This window comes from Paenibacillus sp. UNC451MF (assembly GCF_000686845.1).
Classification (GTDB): domain Bacteria; phylum Bacillota; class Bacilli; order Paenibacillales; family NBRC-103111; genus Paenibacillus_S.
In genome coordinates, this window is the sequence record NZ_JMLS01000008.1 from 143,659 (window position 1) to 164,609 (window position 20,951).

The 20,951-nt window shown below is 46.1% G+C and carries 16 protein-coding genes; all 16 read left to right on the plus strand.

The window, feature by feature from the left end:
- Positions 1-338: 338 nt before the first annotated feature.
- The 16 genes from BP97_RS0111710 to mraY all read left to right on the plus strand — a co-directional run bounded on the left by BP97_RS0111710 (position 339) and on the right by mraY (position 20,951).
- Positions 339-1,994, plus strand: coding sequence for a peptide ABC transporter substrate-binding protein (locus BP97_RS0111710; RefSeq protein ID WP_028549267.1), 1,656 nt, complete (start codon positions 339-341; stop codon positions 1,992-1,994).
- Between the two features lie 293 nt (positions 1,995-2,287).
- Positions 2,288-3,223, plus strand: coding sequence for an ABC transporter permease (locus BP97_RS0111720; protein WP_028549269.1), 936 nt, complete (start codon positions 2,288-2,290; stop codon positions 3,221-3,223).
- Positions 3,223-4,140: an ABC transporter permease gene (locus BP97_RS0111725; protein WP_028549270.1), complete on the plus strand. Its 918-nt coding sequence runs from the start codon at positions 3,223-3,225 to the stop codon at positions 4,138-4,140. Before BP97_RS0111720 ends, BP97_RS0111725 begins: the two co-directional genes overlap by 1 nt.
- Positions 4,141-4,212: 72 nt before the next feature.
- Positions 4,213-5,238: an ABC transporter ATP-binding protein gene (locus BP97_RS0111730; protein WP_028549271.1), complete on the plus strand. Its 1,026-nt coding sequence runs from the start codon at positions 4,213-4,215 to the stop codon at positions 5,236-5,238.
- Positions 5,235-6,191: an ABC transporter ATP-binding protein gene (locus tag BP97_RS0111735; RefSeq protein ID WP_028549272.1), complete on the plus strand. Its 957-nt coding sequence runs from the start codon at positions 5,235-5,237 to the stop codon at positions 6,189-6,191. The genes BP97_RS0111730 and BP97_RS0111735 overlap by 4 nt, the downstream gene beginning before the upstream one ends.
- Positions 6,192-6,342: 151 nt before the next feature.
- Entirely contained in the window at positions 6,343-7,983 is a 1,641-nt protein-coding gene (gene bshC / locus BP97_RS0111740; RefSeq protein ID WP_028549273.1) for a bacillithiol biosynthesis cysteine-adding enzyme BshC, read from the plus strand.
- Between the two features lie 115 nt (positions 7,984-8,098).
- On the plus strand, positions 8,099-9,361 hold the full coding sequence (locus tag BP97_RS0111745) for an adenosylhomocysteinase (protein WP_028549274.1): 1,263 nt from the start codon (positions 8,099-8,101) through the stop codon (positions 9,359-9,361).
- Between the two features lie 159 nt (positions 9,362-9,520).
- On the plus strand, positions 9,521-10,579 hold the full coding sequence (locus BP97_RS36000) for a DUF4349 domain-containing protein (RefSeq protein ID WP_051620520.1): 1,059 nt from the start codon (positions 9,521-9,523) through the stop codon (positions 10,577-10,579).
- 124 nt (positions 10,580-10,703) lie between these two features.
- The gene (gene mraZ / locus BP97_RS0111755; RefSeq protein ID WP_028549275.1) at positions 10,704-11,141 is read left to right on the plus strand and encodes a division/cell wall cluster transcriptional repressor MraZ; all 438 of its coding nucleotides are present in this window, start codon (positions 10,704-10,706) and stop codon (positions 11,139-11,141) included.
- A 35-nt stretch (positions 11,142-11,176) separates the two neighbouring features.
- Positions 11,177-12,127: a 16S rRNA (cytosine(1402)-N(4))-methyltransferase RsmH gene (rsmH, locus tag BP97_RS0111760; protein WP_028549276.1), complete on the plus strand. Its 951-nt coding sequence runs from the start codon at positions 11,177-11,179 to the stop codon at positions 12,125-12,127.
- A 49-nt stretch (positions 12,128-12,176) separates the two neighbouring features.
- Complete coding sequence (ftsL, locus tag BP97_RS0111765) at positions 12,177-12,605, plus strand: cell division protein FtsL (RefSeq protein WP_028549277.1); 429 nt, start codon at positions 12,177-12,179, stop codon at positions 12,603-12,605.
- A 23-nt stretch (positions 12,606-12,628) separates the two neighbouring features.
- Positions 12,629-14,920, plus strand: coding sequence for a penicillin-binding transpeptidase domain-containing protein (locus BP97_RS0111770; RefSeq protein ID WP_028549278.1), 2,292 nt, complete (start codon positions 12,629-12,631; stop codon positions 14,918-14,920).
- An 81-nt stretch (positions 14,921-15,001) separates the two neighbouring features.
- A complete protein-coding gene (locus tag BP97_RS0111775) occupies positions 15,002-16,942 on the plus strand; it encodes a stage V sporulation protein D (protein WP_028549279.1) in 1,941 nt (646 codons plus the stop codon).
- 89 nt (positions 16,943-17,031) lie between these two features.
- Positions 17,032-18,522 carry a UDP-N-acetylmuramoyl-L-alanyl-D-glutamate--2,6-diaminopimelate ligase gene (locus BP97_RS0111780; RefSeq protein WP_028549280.1) on the plus strand — a complete coding sequence of 497 codons (1,491 nt, stop codon included), beginning with the start codon at positions 17,032-17,034 and terminating at the stop codon, positions 18,520-18,522.
- The gene (locus BP97_RS0111785) at positions 18,515-19,918 is read left to right on the plus strand and encodes a UDP-N-acetylmuramoyl-tripeptide--D-alanyl-D-alanine ligase (protein ID WP_028549281.1); all 1,404 of its coding nucleotides are present in this window, start codon (positions 18,515-18,517) and stop codon (positions 19,916-19,918) included. Before BP97_RS0111780 ends, BP97_RS0111785 begins: the two co-directional genes overlap by 8 nt.
- Positions 19,919-19,988: 70 nt before the next feature.
- Positions 19,989-20,951, plus strand: a complete 963-nt coding sequence (mraY, locus tag BP97_RS0111790; protein WP_028549282.1) for a phospho-N-acetylmuramoyl-pentapeptide-transferase — start codon at positions 19,989-19,991, stop codon at positions 20,949-20,951.

Consider the following 20,951-nt stretch of genomic DNA (forward strand, 5'->3'; position numbering starts at 1 on the left):
GAAAGCGACTTCCGCAGCATGTGACAAACTGTATAATCACAGCATCACAGGAAATAATAATCGCGAGGTTTCAATCCATAGAAACAATATAGTAGGAACCTAATTATGGGCTCCTATTCCTTCGTTTTATAAATGTACTAATGAGTTAAAGTTCATTTTGTGTCAGATTTTCTAATAATTAATTGACCTTTGGTCGTATATTTCCCATTTGGTAACGGTTTCAATCATTTACATTTTTAAAATAATCGTTTATTATTCTAGTGTGTAAACTCTGAGTCATATTTTCTAACATGACAAAGAGATTCCATATAATTACATAATAAAAGGGAGGAACATTTATGAAGTTGAATAAGCTTCTTGTTCTGGCGACAGTTACAGCTATGCTGGGCACAGCGGTGGGATGCTCGACGGACAACTCGAAGAATCAAGCTGGGGGTACAGATACTAAAGCGCCGGCACAAGAATTTAAAATTAATTTGTCGGCTGAACCGCCTGCGTTGGATAGCTCCATTGCTACGACGAATCCGACGTTTACAATCTTGAATGCAATCAATGAAGGGTTGTACCGTTTGGACAAGGATGGCAAGCCACAACCGGCTCTTGCCAAAGATTTGCCGCAAATTTCCGCTGATGGCTTGGTTTACACGATTACTCTGCGCGATGGTCTAACATGGGCAGACGGTACGCCGTTGAAGGCAGCTGACTTTGAATATGCATTCAAACGTACTCTAGACCCGACTACCAAAGCGAAATATGCTTCCATGCTTGCTTGGATCAAAGGTGGAGCGGCTTTTACAAAAGCGAAGCCAGAAGAGGCTGAAGCGAAAAAAGCAGAAGTGGGCGTTAAAGCTAAAGACGATAAAACGCTTGAAATCACTTTGGAAAAACCGGTCGCTTTCTTTACAGACCAACTCTCCATGCCGTTATTCTTCCCTCAAAAATCCGATTTTGTAAAAGCTCAAGGAGATAAGTACGGTGCTGATGCTGATAAAGTCATCGGAGCTGGACCTTTCAAATTGGAGAAATGGGATCATGAGCAGCAGTTGACACTTGTTAAAAACGATAAATATTGGGATGCAGCTAACGTGAAGCTGACAAAAGTAACAGTTAACGTTGTTAAAGACGCAAGCACTTCCCTTAATATGTTTGAAACAAACCAAGTAGATTTGACGGAATTGAAAGGCGATCAATTCAAAATGTACGAAGGTAAGCCTGAATTGACCCTGAAAAAAGAATTCGTTTCTTCCTACGTTATGTTCCAAGTGAAGAAAGTACCTGCATTTGCTAATGCGAAAGTTCGTCAAGCGTTGGGTATGGCTATTGACCGTAAAGCACTGAATGAAGTTGTGCTCGGCGGAGCTTCTATTCCTTCCACTGGCTTGGTACCTGGAACTGTTAGTGACGGTAACAAACAGGAATTCCGTAAAGTAGCAGGCGATACACAACCTGCATTTGACGCTGCAAAAGCAAAAACGTTGCTGGCTGAAGGCTTGAAAGAATTGAACATGACCTCTTTGCCGCCATTCAAGCTGACATCTGACGATACAGATTCTTCCAAGAAAACAATTGAGTTTATCCAAGCTCAATGGAAACAAAATCTTGGCGTTGACGTAACTGGCGAGCCATTGCCATTCGCACTGCGCGTGAAAAACATGCAGGAAGGCAACTTTGATACTTTGATCGGTCTATGGGGCGCAGATTACAACGATCCGATGACTTTCCTCGACATGTGGTTGTCAGATAACAAATCTTTCAACTATATGCAGTATAGCAATCCGGTGTATGATGAATTAGTAAGAGGCGCAGATAAAGAAGTTGATTTGGCTAAACGTTCCAAAATGCTGGTTGACGCTGAGAAACAGCTGATGAACGACATGCCGTTAAGCCCGCTTTATTTCCGGACAAGACCTTATGCTAAAAAAGTCAGTGTGGATGGCTTGATTCTACCGGCTATGTCTAAAGAGTGGGAATTGAAATGGGTTAACATTAAGTAATTAAGGTTTAGGTTATAACGTTCAACCTAGGGCCGTTCTGCAGCCGTTTGGAACGGCCCTTTATTTTTTTGCAAGTTGCCCGATTGAGCTGTCTATGTGGATCGAAGCGGAACTGTTTCGCAAACATAGTCTCGCGTGTATATCGTCTATGCTTGCGAAACAGTTCGGCTCCATAAGAATGCGGGACCGACTGTTTTGTGCTCTCCACGTCTACCATGTGTACCGCATCCTGCGGTTGCAAGCCCCTGAAATGCGTCAATACGTATTTCTTAATTAAGTACAGGAGGTGTAATATGCTTCGCTATACGTTTCGTCGTTTGGTCTATATGGTAGTTACCCTGTGGCTGATCGTAACGTTCACCTTTGTGCTGATGAAGAATTTGCCGGGTGATCCGTTCGGTGAAGACACATTAAAACTTACTGCAGAGCAGAAGCAGCTTTTATATGCCCAATATGGTTTGGATAAACCAATATGGGAGCAGTATTTAAAGTATCTTAACAATGTCATTCACGGAGATTTAGGCGTTTCTTACGCTTTCCCTACCCGTAAAGTTACTGAAATCATTGCACAAGGTTTTCCTGCGTCTCTTGAATTGGGACTCTGGGCGTTATGTATTGCTATTGTAGTTGGACTTATTCTAGGTATTGTTGCTTCCCTTAATCACAATAAGGGCTGGGACATCGGTGCGATGTTCACAGCAGTAGTAGGGATTTCGATTCCATCCTTCGTTCTTGCGCCGTTGTTGTCTTATTTTGTTGGGGTTAAGCTTGGTTGGCTTCCTGCTGGGATGTGGACCGGGGCTTCTAGTCGTATACTGCCTGCTATTTCGCTATCATTCGGGACCATTGCTATCTTAGCTAGATTGATGAGAACTTCCATGCTGGATGTACTAAGTCTCGATTATATCAAGACGGCTAAAGCAAAAGGCTTGTCACAGAGAGCTATAGTTGTACGCCATACACTTAGAAACGCGATTTTGCCTGTAGTAACCGTATTGGGTCCGGTGTTTGTTAACCTGATTACAGGTACGCTGATTGTTGAGCAAATCTTTGTCGTTCCTGGGCTTGGTAAGCACTTTGTCCAATCGATTTACTCTAACGATTATACGATGATTACCGGATTGACCATTTTCTATTCTTTCCTTTTAGTCGTTGTCTTGTTCATAACCGATATATTGTACGGGCTGGTAGACCCGCGTATTCGTCTGACCAAGGGAGGTTCCAAATGATGCAGCAAATTTCGAAAGACATGTTTGAGCCGGCAGCTAAAGGAACAGCCCAAGGCGATGTTATCGTTAGGCCATCCTTGACGTACTGGCAAGATGCCTGGAGAAGACTTAAGAAAAATAAGCTCGCTATGTTCGGGCTTATCACGTTGATCGTACTAAGTATCTTGTCCATATTCGGACCGATCTTTTCACATTATGATTACGCAACGCAAAACTATGATATTAAAAACCTCAAGCCATCCGGTGAGCATTGGTTTGGAACCGACGATTTCGGACGTGACCTGTGGGTCCGCGTATGGTGGGGCACTCGGATCTCGTTGGCAATCGGTCTTGCAGCCGCTTTGCTCGACTTGGTATTCGGAGTTTTGTACGGCGGGATTTCCGCTTATTACGGTGGACGTGTCGATGATGTTATGCAGCGTATTATTGAAATTGTATACTCCATTCCGTTCCTGTTGATTTCCATCCTGCTTATTGTAGTTATAGGGCCGGGATTTAAAACTATCATTATCGCTTACGCAATTACTGGTTGGGTTCCGATGGCTCGTTTGGTCCGAGGACAAATCCTGACGTTGAAGGAACAGGAATACGTTCTTGCCGCACGCACTTTGGGTGCTAATGGCGCACGTATTATATTGAAGCATTTGGTGCCTAATGCATTAGGCTTAATTATCGTACAAATTACCTTTATCGTTCCGTCGGCTATTTTTACCGAAGCTTTCTTGAGCTTTATCGGATTAGGAATTCGCGTTCCGTTAGCTTCCTTGGGTGCGTTGCTTTCTGATGGTGCAAGTGCAATTCGTTTGTATCCGCATCGAATTATTTTCCCTACAATTATTTTTAGCTTGATCTTGATGAGCTTTAACCTTTTAGGCGATGGTCTTCGTGATGCATTGGATCCGAAAATGAGAAAATAATGCCGGAATGGGGGAAGATTTTATTCCCGAAAAAGCTTATGCTTATATTAAAGCAAGCAGGAGGTGCCAATAATGAGTCAAAATATATTAGAGGTCAAAGATCTCAAGGTATCCTTTCGCACTTATGTCGGAGAAGTACAGGCGGTACGTGGCGTTTCCTTCGAACTTAAAAAGGGGGAAGTGCTGGCGATCGTAGGTGAATCCGGCTGCGGAAAATCCGTTACTGCGCAAACGATCATGAGACTGATCCCGTCGCCTCCAAGTGTCATTAAAGGCGGATCGATCTTGTTTGATGGTAAAACGGAAATTACTAAAATTTCGGATAAACAAATGGAGAAAATCCGTGGTTCGGAGATGGGGATGATTTTCCAGGATCCGATGACTTCTTTGAACCCGACCATGACGATAGGCAAGCAGATTACAGAAGGCTTGATTAAGCATCAAAATGTAACTAAAGCCGAAGCAAACAACAAGGCTATTGAAATTTTGAAGCTGGTGGGTATTTCGAATCCGGAAGGTCGTATTCATCAATACCCGCATGAATTCTCGGGTGGTATGCGTCAGCGTGTTATGATTGCCATCTCTTTGGCTTGCAGTCCGAAGCTGCTCATTGCTGATGAACCGACAACCGCTCTTGACGTGACGATCCAGGCGCAAATTATTGATTTGATGAAAACCTTGTCTGAAAAGACTGAAGCTTCTATTATAGTAATAACGCATGACTTGGGTGTCGTGGCGGAGATGGCTCAGCGTGTTATCGTTATGTATGCAGGTAAAGTTGTGGAGCAAGGAACAGTGGACGAGCTGTTCTATAATCCGCAACATCCATACACATGGGGACTGTTGCGTTCTGTACCGCGTCTGGATCATGATTCCGATAGCGAGCTCGTTCCGATTCCCGGAACGCCTCCCGATTTATTCGCTCCGCCCAAAGGCTGTGCTTTCGCAGCACGCTGCCCGTATGCAATGAAAGCATGTTTGGAAATAGATCCTGAGCATACCAAGCTTACGGACACGCATTCGGCTGCCTGTTGGCTGCTTCATCCCGATGCGCCGAAAGTAGAACGTCCGGTAGAAGTGGGAGGTGGAACTCGATGAGCAAGGATACCATTCTGGAAGTACGCAATTTGCAGAAGCATTTTCAAGTAGCCAACGGTAAAACTCTGAAGGCTGTCGATAACTTGAACTTTTCGATTGAGCGTGGGGAGACCTTCGGCTTGGTAGGCGAATCCGGCTGCGGTAAATCAACCGCAGGACGTACGATCATTAATTTGTATGATGCTACTGGCGGAGAAGTTATTTTTAACGGGGAGAACGTTCATAAATTGCGCGGTCGCAAGCTGAGTGATTTTCGCCGTCAAATGCAAATGGTGTTCCAAGATCCTTACGCTTCATTGAACCCTCGTATGACGGTTGGGAACATTATTGCTGAAGGTGTAGATATTCACGGCTTGTATTCAGGTGCTAAACGGAAGGAACGGGTGTTCGAGCTATTGGATGCCGTTGGCTTGAATTCCGAGCATGCGAACCGTTTTCCGCACGAATTTTCGGGTGGTCAGCGTCAGCGTATCGGTATTGCACGAGCGTTGGCTATTGAGCCGCAGTTCATTATTGCGGATGAACCGATCTCTGCTTTGGACGTATCTGTGCAAGCACAGGTTGTTAACCTGTTTAAAAAGCTGCAAAAAGAGCATGGCCTTACCTATTTATTTATTGCCCACGATTTGGCGATGGTGAAGCACATCTCGGATAGAATCGGTGTTATGTATTTGGGTAAGCTGGTCGAGGTTACGACATCCGAGGCGTTGTATGATAAGCCGCTTCATCCTTATACGCAGTCTTTGCTTTCGGCGATCCCGATACCGGATCCTGAGGTCGAGCGTACACGTGAGCGCATCATATTGGAAGGTGAGATTCCTAGTCCTTTGAATCCGCCGAGCGGCTGTCCGTTCCGTACTCGCTGTCCTAATGCGATGCCAGAGTGTGCCGCTTCCATGCCAGAGTTCAAAGAAGTGGAGCCTAATCACTACGTAGCTTGCCATTTGTATTAATGGCCTATTCATGAAAGCCGGGTTGTTCTGGACGATGTCCTGGAGCGGCTCGGCTTTCTATATTGAGGTATTCTGTTTTGACGATTGTGCATTTCATGTGTACAATCAAAGAGGTACATATAAATCATTGTAAAGTGAGGCGGCTGCCTTGTTGAAAGTTGAATCAATTCATTGGAAATCCAGCCAGCCTATCACGGAGGATTATGTTCACCAGTATGACAAGGTTAGCTCCTTGTTCGATTATAATCCATGGGATGGCTCATCATGGGCTGCGAGAGCGGAATGGCTCGATCACAGACGTCAATCTGCTGCTGATCGCGGACAGATTGCAGATGTGTTGTCCGTCTTTAACTCTCGGCTTCAGAACGCACCGGAAGCGATGCAAGCGGTAGAGAAGCTTCGTGACGAGCGAACGCTCTGTATAGTTGGTGGCCAGCAGGCCGGATTGTTTACAGGGCAAGCGTTAGTAATTTATAAGGCGATAACGTTAATTCGTTCCGCTCGTCTTGCCTCAGAGCAGCTGGGGCGACCTGTAGTGCCTATATTTTGGATAGCAGGGGAAGACCATGATTTTGATGAGGTCAACCATATCTATTCATTGACGCAAGACATGCAGGTGAATAAAATCAAGGTAGGCCAAACGAGTGCTAAGCGCAGCTCGGTTAGTCGCTTGGAAATCTCCAAAGAGCAATGGGAGGAAGCGCTGCAGCAGCTTGACGCTTCACTTATCCCAACGGAATTCAAAGGGTCTTGGATGGACTGCTTGAACAATATAGCGGCTTCTTCCACGACTTTGGTTGAATTCTTTGGTCAGCTCCTCGCCAAGCTGTTCGGTTCTTATGGGCTCGTACTGTTGGATTCGGATGATCCAGCACTGCGTAGAGTCGAGGCTCCGATGTTTCGTCGGTTGCTGGAGCACCGAGAGCAATTCCACAAGGCTTACCAGCAAGGTAAGCAAAAAGTGAATGAGCTTGGATATGCTTCTCAAGTGGAAATGCATGAACGTGGCGCGAATCTGTTTATTTTTGATGAGGATGAGCGCGTTCTTCTGCATGCTTCAGAGAATGACCCGAATTTGCTCACTGACCGAAAGCAGGAGAGACAATACACAGTAAGTCAACTGATCGACTGGACGGAGACCGCTCCAGAGAGGTTCAGTAACAATGTGCTGACGAGGCCTTTGATGCAGGACTATGTTCTGCCTGTGCTTGGAACGGTACTGGGACCGGGCGAGATTGCTTATTGGGGTCTTACTCGAGAAGCTTTTCATTACGCCGACATGCAAATGCCAATCATTATCCCTCGAATGGAAGTTACATTAATGGAGGGAATCGTCCAAAAAAACATGCAGAAATACGGCTTGTCGCTGGACGATGTGCTCTATAGGCTCGATGAGAAGCAGCAGCAATGGCTGAAAGAGCAAGACAGCTTAAAGCTTGATGAACGATTTGAACAGGTAAGAGTCCAGTTCAAGGATGGTTATCAGCCTCTGGTTGAATTGATAGCTGGAGTTAATCCGGGTCTTGGGAAGCTTGGGGAAACGAATTTGGCTAAAATATTGGAGCAGATTGCATTTTTGGAGCATAAAGCTGCAGATGCGGTTCGCTCTCAGTTTGATGCTTCGTTAAGACAGTTCCAAAGGATCGGCCTGTCTGTGCTTCCCCTTGGGAAACCTCAGGAAAGGGTTTATAACATGATTTCGTACTTGAATAAGTACGGAACCGATTGGCTCTATGAGCTTGTGGACGGTGAGCTTGAGCTCGACGGTCTGCATAAAGTAATCTATCTATAAAGCAAAGCGGGTAAACCTATGCCAATGCTTTGATTTTATAAAGGACAACAAGACAAATACTTGCCATTCGATTCTATATTGGCTGAAGCCTAAAACAAGACTTGGAGGATGATATATGAATACGAAAGAACGCAGCATTATTAAGGACTTATCCTTGGCCCCTGAGGGTCACTTGAAAATTGATTGGGTTAATGCGCATATGCCGGTATTGAACCGCATTCGTGAGCAATTTGAGAAAGAGCAGCCGTTCAAAGGCTTGAAGGTTGCCATTTCACTGCATCTGGAAGCAAAGACTGCCTATTTGGCTAAAGTAGTTCAAGCTGGTGGAGCAGATGTAACGATCTGCGGCAGCAATCCGTTATCTACACAAGATGATGTGTGTGCAGCGCTTGTAGAAGACGGCATTACCGTATTTGCCAAATACAATCCGGAACCGAAGGAATACAAAGAACTGCTGATCAAAACATTGGAAACCGAACCAGACCTTATCATCGACGACGGCGGTGACCTTGTATCCATTCTGCATTCCGAACGCAAAGATTTGTTGAAGAACGTTCGCGGCGGTGCGGAGGAAACAACTACAGGTATTTTGCGTCTGAAAGCAATGGAAAAAGACGGTCAACTGCAGTTCCCGATGGTAGCTGTTAATGATGCGTACTGCAAATACTTGTTCGACAACCGCTACGGTACAGGTCAATCCGTATGGGATGGAATTAACCGTACGACTAACCTGGTCGTTGCAGGTAAAACAGTTGTCGTTGTCGGCTACGGCTGGTGCGGTAAAGGTGTTGCGATGCGTGCAAAAGGTCTTGGCGCCAATGTAGTTGTTACTGAGATCGATGCGATTAAAGCAGTTGAAGCCTATATGGACGGCTTTGCTGTTATGTCCATGACCGAAGCGGCTAAGATCGGAGATTTCTTCGTAACGGTAACGGGTAATCGCGATGTAATTCGTGGAGAGCATTACAAAGTAATGAAAGATGGAGCTATCTTGTCTAACGCAGGCCACTTTGATGTGGAAGTGAATAAGCCTGAGCTTGATGAGCTGTCTGTATCCAAGCGTACGGTTCGCCGCAATATCGAAGAGTACACTCTTAAGGATGGACGTAAGTTCTACCTGATCGCTGAAGGACGTTTGGTTAACTTGGCTGCGGGTGACGGACATCCGGCCGAAATTATGGATATGACCTTTGCTTTGCAAGCCATGTCTTTGAAGTATGTAAACGACAATTACAAGCAAATCGGTCAAAAGGTTGTTAATGTACCTTATGAGCTTGATGAGCAAGTAGCTCGGTTCAAATTAGAGTCCATGGGCGTTTCCATTGATGCATTGTCTGAAGAGCAAAAGTCTTATTTAGACAGCTGGACTGAGCATTAACCCGCATGTAGCACAAGACAGCCTTCCCATTCGGGAGGGCTGTTTTTTTGTGTTTGAAGCTATTTTTGTTAATATCATGCAACAATTCCATTTTCGTCCTCGTTAATAAAGTATCGCTGTTAACGGCGATATAGGAAGATTCCATAGGGGGGGATCGCAGTGAGGGTCGAAGGATGCGGTATAAAAAGAAAAGGCAATCAGAATCAAAGGAACTGGATGAAAAAATGGGCGGTCGTTGCTTTGTTGGCAGTAATCTTAACCGGTTGCGGAGCGGCAGACCGAAGCAAAAGTTCGGCGGATTCTGCGGCTTCTAGTGAGAGCTCTAAAATGGTAAAAGGAGATTCCAATCAAAGCTCGGCGTTAGCTTTGCAGAATACGTCAGCAAAAACAGAAGCACAACCTGCTGCGCCTGCACAGGCAGATAGCTATAATGGCACTGGCGGCGAATTAGTTGACGCGATGGATCGTAAAATTATTTATCGGGCAAACCTCACGATGCAGGTGGATAAGTATGAAGAGGCTCAGCAGCAGATTGAAGATGCAGTTAAGAAGACAGGCGGGTACGTCTTGCAGTTCAGTCAAAATGAAACCACATATGAGAAGAGCGGCAGTTTTGTCATCAAAGTTCCTGCAATCGGCTTCAGCTCCTTGCTAAGTCAATTGGAGAAGATTCACCCCACTACGCAGAAAAATATGCAGGGCCAGGATGTCTCAGAGGAGTATGTGGATCTAACGGCGAGATTAAAGGCGAAGCAAGTGGTTGAGAGCAGGCTCATTGCCTTTATGGAAAAAGCATCGAAAACTGATGAACTGCTGGCGTTTTCCAATGAGCTTGGAAAGGTGCAAGAGGAGATCGAGCGAATAAAGGGCAGAATGAGATATTTGGAGCAGAATGTTTCTTATTCTACCATAGAGCTCAGACTGGTTCAGAAAGTGGGCTCGGCTGCGGTGATTAAGGGCCAAGAAGGAGGCCCGCTATATCAACGGGCTGTTTCGGCTCTAAATGGCAGTGCTGCGGTATTATCCCTTATTTTTCAATGGATTGTTATTGTCGCCGCCGCGGTTCTACCGGTAGCAATCGTGCTGGCTGTCATCATCATTCCAATTCTGCTTGTAAGGCGTTCAAGAAGGAAGAAACAGGTCGAATTAAGAAAGAAGCTGGCCGAAGAAAACAGAGAATCTATTCAAAATCCGTCGAATAATGAAGATTCTCAATAAATCTAAAATGAAAAACTTTTTGTGAAATCCTGCGCTAAAGCAGGATTTTTTGTTTTAGTGGAGAAATGTAAGTGTACAAGTGGTAGAAAGTGGGGTAAAGTGGTAGAAAGGGGTGAGGGTTTGTATGTTCATGGGAGAATACCAGCACAGCATCGATGATAAAGGTCGCATGATTGTGCCGGCTAAATTTCGTGAATCCCTTGGACCATCCTTCATCGTAACCCGCGGCCTGGACCAATGCTTGTTCGTTTACCCCAGGGAAGAGTGGAGTATCCTTGAGCAGAAGCTCAAGGCATTATCTTTAATGAAATCGGACGCACGCGCATTTACGCGTTTTTTCTTCTCCGGAGCTACGGAGTGTGAACTGGATAAGCAGGGCAGAATGAACTTGCCCAACAATCTGATTGAGCACGCCAAACTGGAAAAGGACTGCGTCGTCATCGGTGTTTCTAATCGGGTTGAGATTTGGAGCAAGCAAATGTGGGAATCCTATTCCCAACAATCGGAAGAGTCGTTCAACGAAATCGCCGAGAAGCTTGTGGATTTTAACTTTGATTTATAATAACCGAATGACTTACACAGGAGGAATTAAGCAGCATGTTTCATCACATCACCGTTTTGAAGGAAGAAGCCGTTGACGGTTTGGAAATAAAACCGGATGGCGTCTATGTTGACTGTACATTGGGAGGAGCGGGGCATAGCTCTGCTATTGCGGCTCAGTTAAGTGACGGAGGCTTATTGATAGCATTCGATCAGGATGATGCGGCGCTTGCTAATGCGGAGACCAAGCTAGCTCCTTATAAGGATAGAGTAGAGCTTATAAGAAGCAATTTTCGTGAAATAGAGAACCAACTACGTTTAATTCCTAGAGCGGTAAAAGACGGGTTGCCTCAAGTAGATGGAATTTTATTCGATTTGGGTGTGTCGTCGCCACAGCTGGATGAAGCGGAGAGAGGCTTCAGCTATAATCACGATGCTGAACTGGACATGAGAATGGATCAGACGGCGGATTTAACGGCTAAAGAAATTGTAAATGAATGGCCAGAGCAGGAAATTGCACGGATATTATTCGAGTACGGCGAAGAGAAGTTTGCGCGGCGGATTGCAGCTAGTATCGCAGCAGCTAGAAGCAAAGGAACTATCGAGACAACAGGACAATTGGTTGAGCTTATCAAGGAAGGCATTCCTGCCGCGGCGCGACGCAGCGGACCGCACCCAGCCAAACGAAGCTTCCAAGCTTTAAGAATAGCGGTTAATGATGAGCTGGGAGCATTCGAGGAAGCATTAGAGCAATCTATCCGCTGCTTAGCGCCGGGAGGACGGGTTGCTGTCATTACGTTCCACTCATTGGAGGACCGGATCTGTAAACAAACGTTTGCCAAGTATGTCGAGCGCTGCACGTGCCCACCGGACTTTCCGTTATGTGTTTGCGGAAGCAAAGGAATCGTAAAGCTAATTAATCGTAAGCCCATTGAGGCTGGAACGGGCGAGCTGGAAGCTAACCCAAGAGCACGATCTGCCAAACTGCGGATTGCTGAAAAACTATAATAGCTAAACATCATAAACTATTTACGGGTAGTGAAGGAGGAGAAACTATATGCCTGCATACATTCATGGGAACCTGGCTGTAGAGCAAAAATCGGGTCAAAAGGTGAGTATCAAAGAAACGAAAAAAATCGTTTATCGGAGTAAATCGCTTCCTGTCCAAGAGAAGCTATTGTATCTGTTTACCGTTCTTGTATGTGTGGCCGTAGCCAGCTTAATTATTTGGCGCTACGCCCAAATTTACGAGATGAACACACGAATTATGAAGCTCGAAACCGATATTCAAATGCTGCAGGCTGAGAATAGTGTGCTCAAACGTTCAGTAGACAAGCTTTCCAGTCCGGATCGTTTAAGAGAAGAAGCGAAAAAATGGGGTATGGGGCCAACGGATGAAAAACAGATCAGTAAAGTAGCGCGCCAAAATACGGAAAGTCCACCCAATGCGACGGCTGCCAACCAGAAAAAACCGGATACCCCGTGATCATCTGACTGGGAGAGATGAATATGAATAAAAAAACGAAGTTGAGATCGCTTTTAATTGGGGGGGTATTTACCCTCCTTTTTGTTGCCTTATTAGGGAGATTGTACTGGGTTCAAATCGTAGATGGAAAGCAGTTGTTGGCCAAGGCGCAAGAGAAATGGGAAACCGAGGATGTGCTGCGTCCGGTTCGCGGCATGATACTTGATCGTAACGATAAAGTGCTTGCAGAGGATGCGCCCGCCTATACGGTTGCTTTGAATCCCAAAATCATTCAAGCTAAAGGGCTTCAAACGGCAGTAACCAAAGGACTGGCATCCATCTTGAAAACATCGGATGACCCTGGGGATATAGCGGAATTAGAAGACAAGATAAGGAAGATTGTGACTAAAGAATATCCTACAGCACAGTATCCACAGGTCGAACTTCGCAATGAAGGGTGGAAGATTGATGCCGAGGTAGCCGATCAAATCAAGCAATTGTCTGAAGAATTGAAAAAGCAAGTGAAGTCCAATTCTATCGGCATAACTCTAATTGAGGATCAGAAACGGTTTTATCCGGGAGGAAGGCTGGCATCTCAGCTGCTTGGCTATGACAATAAGGAAGGCAAGCCGGTCATGGGGCTGGAGCTTGCATTGGATAAGGTGCTAAAAGGAATTCCCGGCTTCCGGTCCTATGAAAAAGATCGTACAGGTGTCGAGCTTCCGGACGCCAAAGTAAACTATGTTCCAGCGGTAGACGGCAATAGCGTTAAGCTTACGATTGATAAAAACATTCAATTTTACATGGAAAGCGCTTTGGAGAAGGTCTATAACCAATATCATCCGAAGAGCATAACAGCCATCGCGGCCGATCCGAAGACGATGGAGATACTTGGAATGGCGAGCTTTCCGAACTTTAACCCGAACAAATATTGGGAAGCCAACCCGCAGGATTTTTTCAATAACGCAGTTGCTTCGCAATACGAGCCAGGTTCGACCTTTAAGATCGTAACGTTAGCGGGGTCTGTAGAGGAAGGGCAGTTCAATCCGAATGATTTTTTTCAGTCCGGTGCCATTGCCGTTCCGGGAAATAAGCTGCACGACCATAACATTGTTGGTTGGGGGCCGATTAGCTATTTAGAGGGGTTGAAACGTTCAAGTAACGTTGCTTTTGTTAAATTGGGTTATGAGAAGTTGGGCCAAGACTTGCTGAAGCAGTATATTAAAAAATTTGGCTTTGGCGCCAAAACGGGAATCGATGTCGCAGGGGAAGTGCCCGGCAATGTCAATATGAAATATCCGGTAGAATACGCTACGGCAACCTATGGGCAAGGCTTAACTGCAACGTCCATTCAGCAAACCGCCGCCTACGGAGCTATCGCCAATGGAGGCAAGCTGATGTGGCCGCATGTTGTTAAGGAAATTTATAACCCTCGAACCAAAGAGGTTATCCAATCGTTCGAGCCGACATTCGTCCGTCAGGTCGTATCGGAAGCGACAGCCAAACAGGTTAGCGAGCTGCTGGAGCAGGTCGTAAGCGACCAGAAAATTGGAACGGGGAAGAAGGCTGCGATCGAAGGTTATCGCGTAGCCGGTAAGACGGGAACGGCAAATGTGGTTGAACCGGGTGGCAAAGGGTATTCTCCTGATAAATGGGTTATTTCGTTTATCGGCTTTGCCCCAGTGGAAGACCCGAAAATTTTGGTCAGTATTATTGCGGACCAACCCGATTTGGGCGGAGACTACCATCGAGGCAGTGAAGTGGCTCCTCCTGCGTTTAAGGAGATCGTTGCCCAAACGCTTCGATATATGGGGGTTCCCTCTTCATCACAGCAAACGAAGGCAGCTGAAAAGGAAGTTAAAGCAACTATGCCGGAATTGGTCGGAATGACATTAGAACAAGCTCGAACAGCAATGAATAAGTATGACGTTGTTGTAGAAGCCATAGGAAAAGGGCCGAAAATTACGTCCCAATCTCCGGCACCAGGTACTGAAATCGGCTCTACTCAACGAATTTATGTAACGATGCAGGAGAATGGCGATCCTAACGTACCTGATTTAACGGGGAAATCGCTAAGAGATGCGCTGGAGGTTTGCTCCTTTATCAAAGCAAAGTGTCAATCTACGGGTGAAGGGTATGTCGCTTCTCAAACGGTATCGACAGAAGGCGACACCAAGGTCGTAACCTTGCAGTTGAAGCCATATAATGAACTTCTGCAAACTCCGATCTCCGACAATGCTGGCGCCAAGTCAGACAAAAAGGATTCGGGCAAAACGGCTGACGCTTCCAAGGCAAATGATGCGTCAGGTAAAAAAGTTGTCCCACCAAACCGGTAAGCTTGTTCTATCCTAAGGTTGTCCCGAATAGTCTGGATATGAAACAATCTAGACAACCTTCCGGGAGGGGATAGAACGGTCATGAGGGCATCGAATGTAACGGTACGTCGTCGGCTGTTTGCCGCTTTAATTGTAGGTACCATACTTTTTGCTGCATTGATTGTAAGGTTAGGATATGTCCAAATATGGATGGGACCGGAGCTATCCGAGATGGCCGAGAAACTGTGGCGGCGTGAAATCCCGTTTGAAGCCAAACGGGGGGAGATCTGGGATCGCAATGGGGTTCAGTTGGCTTATAACATCAGCTCTCCCACCATTTATGCCATACCTGCGCAAATTACGGATGCCAAAGCTGCGTCAGCGCAGCTTGCAGGACAACTGCAGGTAACGGAAGATTCCATTTATAAACTGCTTACCAAAAAAGAATCGAGTGTGCGTATACAGCCGGCTGGACGTAAGATTACGCTGGAGAAAGCCAATGAAATCGGTGCTTTGAAAATACCCGGCATTGTAATTGCGGAGGATAACAAACGGTTCTATCCGTTCGGAGGCCTTGCGGCTCATATTCTTGGGTTTACGGATATTTATAATAAGGGATTGACGGGCATAGAATTAAAGTATGACAAACTGCTCACTGGGTTAAAAGGCAGTATAGCGTATTTATCCGACGCTGCGGGCCGTCTTATGCCCAACTCCTCGGAAGAGTACGTTAAGCCACGTGACGGCATGAACCTTCAGTTAACCATAGACAGTCATCTGCAATCCGTTCTTGAACGGGAGCTGGATCAGGCTATGGTGAAATATCAAGCCAATGACGCCATTGCGATCATGATGGATCCGAATAACGGAGAAATACTCGCAATGGGAGGAAGACCAAGCTTTGATCCGGGGAATTTTCGTGATTACCCCAAAGAAAGCTATGACCGCAACCTGCCGATCTGGATGACCTATGAACCGGGTTCCACTTTCAAGATCATCACTTTGGCAGCTGCGTTAGAAGAGAAGAAGGTCAATCTTAACGAGCCGTTCTTTGATCCCGGATCAATTAAAGTAGCAGGAGCGAATTTACGCTGCTGGAAGCGCGGGGGACATGGAAGCGAAACATTCTTGCAAGTAGTCGAAAACTCCTGCAATCCTGGCTTTGTTACAATGGGACAGCGGTTAGGCAAGGATACGTTGTTTAGTTATATTTCTAACTTTGGCTTTGGGAAGAAAACAGGAATTGATCTGAACGGGGAAGAGAACGGGATCATGTTCAAGCCTTCTAAGGTCGGTCCTGTAGAGCTTGCAACAACTTCATTCGGTCAAGGGGTATCCGTGACGCCTATTCAACAGATTACCGCCGTATCAGCAGCCATTAATGGAGGTAAGCTCTTTAAACCTCATGTAGCGAAAGCGTGGTACAGTCCGGAAACCGGAGAAATGGTACAGAAGGAGCAGCCTGAGCTGGTTCGGCAGGTGATCTCGGAAGCGACCTCCAAGCAGGTTAGAGAGACGCTGGAGAGCGTTGTAGCTAACGGGACTGGGCGCAATGCCTTCATCGAAGGATATCGTGTCGGTGGCAAGACGGGGACTGCACAAAAAGTTATAAACGGCAGATATTCCGCGTCTGAGCATATCGTATCCTTTATCGGGTTCGCACCGGCTGATGATCCTAAGGTCGTTGTTTATGCAGCGGTAGATAATCCCAAAGGAATTCAGTTCGGAGGAGTGATAGCTGCTCCGTTAGTTAAGAACATTATGGAGGATGCGCTCCATTATATGAATGTTCCACCGCGTAAGGATCAGTTGGATCGTAAGTATGTATATGGGGATACGAAAATGCTAGAGGTGCCTAGTTTGATCGGGATGAGTATCACGGACATTTACGAGGATATGAATTCCAACTTCCTTCTAGCAAAGTCAGGAGCTGGCAGTTATGTCGTGAATCAGGTGCCTAAGGCGGGAGCCAAAGTAGAGCAGGGCTCTACAATTCGCATCTATTTATCGGATACCGCACCCAGTCCGGATTCTCAGAATTAACATTTTCTATGAAAATGAAAAATTGGGCTTTTCATCAGAGCTTTTTTTGTCCATAATAGATACCATGTGTAAAAAACGGAGGGGGACTCATGCAGCTAAAGGAACTGGCTTCTCAGTTAACGTTAAGCCGTATTTTGGGTGACGGCGAGACGGTATTTACCGGGATTCAAACCGATTCACGTAAGGTGCAGCCCGGTGATCTGTTCCTATGCATTTCCGGCTTGGTAACAGACGGTCATCATTATGCAGCAAAAGCCGTAGAAATGGGAGCTGCGGCTCTAGTTGTCGAGCATGATGTCGATGTTGATATTCCCAAGCTGGTAGTGAAGGATAGCCGATATGCCATGGCCGTCATAGCCAATCATTTCTATAATTACCCGAGCCGTGAAATGAAAGTAATCGGAGTCACCGGTACGAATGGTAAAACGACCAGCACTTTTTTAATCGATGCTATATTAAGTGATCAAGGCTTACGCACGGGCTTGATGGGAACGATCCGGATGAAAATCGGCTCTACAGTAACCGATATGGAGCGAACTACTCTTGAGGCCGTTGATTTGCAAAAAAATTTACGGCTTATGGCGGATGCGGGAACCGATTACTGTATTATGGAAGTTTCCAGTCATGCACTGGATTTAGGTCGGGTTAAAGGATGCAGATTCCGTACCGGCATTTTTACGAATCTGACCCAGGATCATCTGGACTACCATGAAACAATGGAAGAATATAAGGCGGCTAAAGGCTTATTGTTCTCCCGTCTTGGTAACGAATTTTCACGTGATCCTGATGAACACCAGTTTACGGTGCTCAATGTTGACGATGCGGCTTCAGGGTATTATGCTAAGCAAACTTCCTCTCAAGTGATCACTTATGGTATTGATCATGATGCTGATGTGAGCGCGCAGCAAATTGAGATTACCTCAAAAGGAACGAAGTTCCGATGTGCTACGTTCTGTGGAACAGTCGACATTCAGATGAAGCTGGTAGGGAAGTTCAATGTTTACAATGCATTGGCTGCTATCACAGCAGCGCTGCTGGAGGGAATTTCTCTCGAAGCTGTAAAGAAGAGTCTGGAGGCAATAGATGCTGTAGATGGACGAATGGAAGTCGTCAATGCAGGACAGCCGTTTCTTGTCTTGGTCGATTATGCGCATACGCCTGATGGCTTGGAAAACGCGCTTTCTACGATTAAACAATTTGCTAAAGGCCGTATTTATTGCGTATTCGGATGCGGCGGTGATCGGGATCGAACGAAACGTCCGTTAATGGGTAAAGTTACAGCCAGCTACAGCGATTATATGTATGTGACATCCGATAACCCGCGTTCTGAAGATCCGGAACGGATTTTGCAGGATATCGTTCCGGGCATTGAGCAAGCGGGATTACAGACGGATCGATACGAATTGGTGGTGGATCGGCGTGAAGCCATTCAAAAAGCCGTTGCTCAGGCAACCCCTGACGATGTAGTATTGATTGCGGGGAAAGGGCATGAAACCTATCAAGAGATCATGGGAGTCAGGCATGATTTTGATGACCGCGAGGTTGCCAAAGAAGCGATAAGGGGACGATACCGTGATTAAGCGTACGTTAAAGCAATTGGCCGACATGGCGGGAGGCACTCTCGTTCATGGTGACGATAATCTTCTGATTCAAGGCGTATCCAAGGATACGCGCACACTGCAGGAAGGCAACCTGTATGTACCGCTGATAGGTGAGTCATTCGACGGGCACCAGTTCGTTGAGGATGCTGTGTCCAAAGGAGCTGCCGCCTCCTTATGGCAGAGCGATCATGAGAATCGTCCTTCCGGAGTGCCTTTAATCCTGGTGGATGACACGCTAGTGGCATTACAGCAGCTTGCCAAAGCCTACCGATCTCAGCTGTCCGTTCGGATTATAGGCATTACAGGAAGCAATGGAAAAACGACGACGAAGGATATGACGGCTTCCGTTCTTGCTACCACCTATAAAGTTCATAAGACTTTGGGTAACTATAACAATCATATTGGTCTCCCGCTGACTCTGCTGCAATTGGAAGAAGATACCGAGGTTGCGGTGCTTGAAATGGGAATGAGCGGCCGAGGGGAAATCCGATTTTTATCGGAGCTTGCAGAACCGGAGATTGTGCTTATCACGAACATCGGCGAAGCGCATCTGCTGCAGCTTGGTAGCCGAGAAGAGATCGCAAGGGCTAAGACGGAAATATTGGCCGGCTTGCAGCAGGATGGAACCTTGGTCTACAATGGCGACGAGCCATTGATAGAGAAAGTGCTTCCTGAGCTGAAAGCACAGGGCGGCATGAATGCGACAAGGTACCATCGTGTTCGTTTTGGAGCAAATCAGAGCAACGATTTGTATCCTTTAAATACACGTATGGATGCGGTAGGGACGCATTTCAGCGTTCAGCGTTTCGATGGAGTGTCCTTCTACATTCCGCTACTCGGATTTCATAATGTCATTAATGCTTTGGCTGCGGTTGCTGTTGGGATTCATTTCGCGATACCAGCTGCAACTATTGCTCAGGGGTTAAAGGCTTGTGTAATGACGAGCATGCGAATTGAACTGCTCAAAGCTCCTTCTGGTCTTACGATTTTGAATGATGCTTATAATGCGAGCCCTACATCCATGAAAGCGGCGTTATCTCTTCTTGAAGAAATGCAAGACTACAATCGTAAGATTGTAGTGCTTGGCGATATGCTGGAGCTAGGAGAGCAGGAAGAGGAATTTCACAAGGAAATCGGGCGAATGCTGAATCCCCAAAAAGTGGATAGAGTATACGTATTTGGCAAGCTGGCTCAACATATCGCAGAACAAGCTGCGAATAAATATCCGGCAGGCCGTGTTCATTCCTTTGACGACAAAAATCGGCTGGCGCAAGCCGTGGCTTCTTATGTAGGACCGGATGACGTTGTACTGGTCAAAGGTTCGAGAGGCATGAAGCTGGAGCAGGTCGTTTCATTGCTTCAACAATTAAAGTAGAATCATCAATCAGTTATGTTTTATGCTTATGATGTAACTTTCCTACGGAAAGTTTTAGGGGGACTCAATTGTGGATTTTAACGTGGTCATGATCACTTTGGGGGCAGCGTTCCTGCTTGCCGTCATTATGGGACCATTAGGCATACCTCTTCTCAGGAGGCTGAAGTTTGGACAACAAATCCGTACAGACGGACCGCAGGGACATTTGAAGAAAGCCGGAACCCCGACTATGGGAGGCACAATCATCCTGTTCGCGTTGGCTTTGGCCGTCTTGCGTTTTGCGGATAAGAGCATGGAAATGGTCATCCTGCTAGTCGCTTCTCTTGGTTATGGGTTAGTAGGATTTATGGACGATTATATTAAGATCATGCTGAAGCGTTCGCTAGGCTTGACCGCCAAGCAAAAGCTGCTAGGACAGCTGATTGTATCCGTTATTGTCTGCATTTTGTTGGCAAAAATCGGACACAGTACAGATGTTCGCATTCCTTTTATAGATTATTCCATTCCAATGGGATGGTTATACTATCCGTTTGTTGTCGTGATGATGCTGGGAACTTCCAATGCAGTTAATTTTACTGACGGGCTGGACGGTTTGCTGGCAGGTACAAGTGCAGTTGCTTTCGGAGCTTATGCTATCATCGCCTTAAATAATACCATGCCGGATGTCGCGGTGTTCTCAGCTGCAATGGTAGGTGCCGTGTTAGGATTTCTTGTTTTCAATGCCCACCCGGCCAAGGTGTTCATGGGGGATACAGGCTCGCTCGGAATCGGAGGCGGTCTTGCTGTTGTTGCGATTCTGACGAAGGCAGAAATTCTTCTTGTATTGATAGGCGGTGTATTCGTAGTAGAAGTGCTTTCCGTCATTATTCAAGTCGTATCTTTCAAGACAAGAGGCAAACGTGTATTTAAAATGAGCCCGATTCATCATCATTTTGAGCTGGTTGGCTGGTCCGAATGGCGTGTTGTCATCACCTTCTGGGCAACAGGCATCGTTTTGGCAGGAATCGGACTATTTCTAAACGAGGTGTTATAG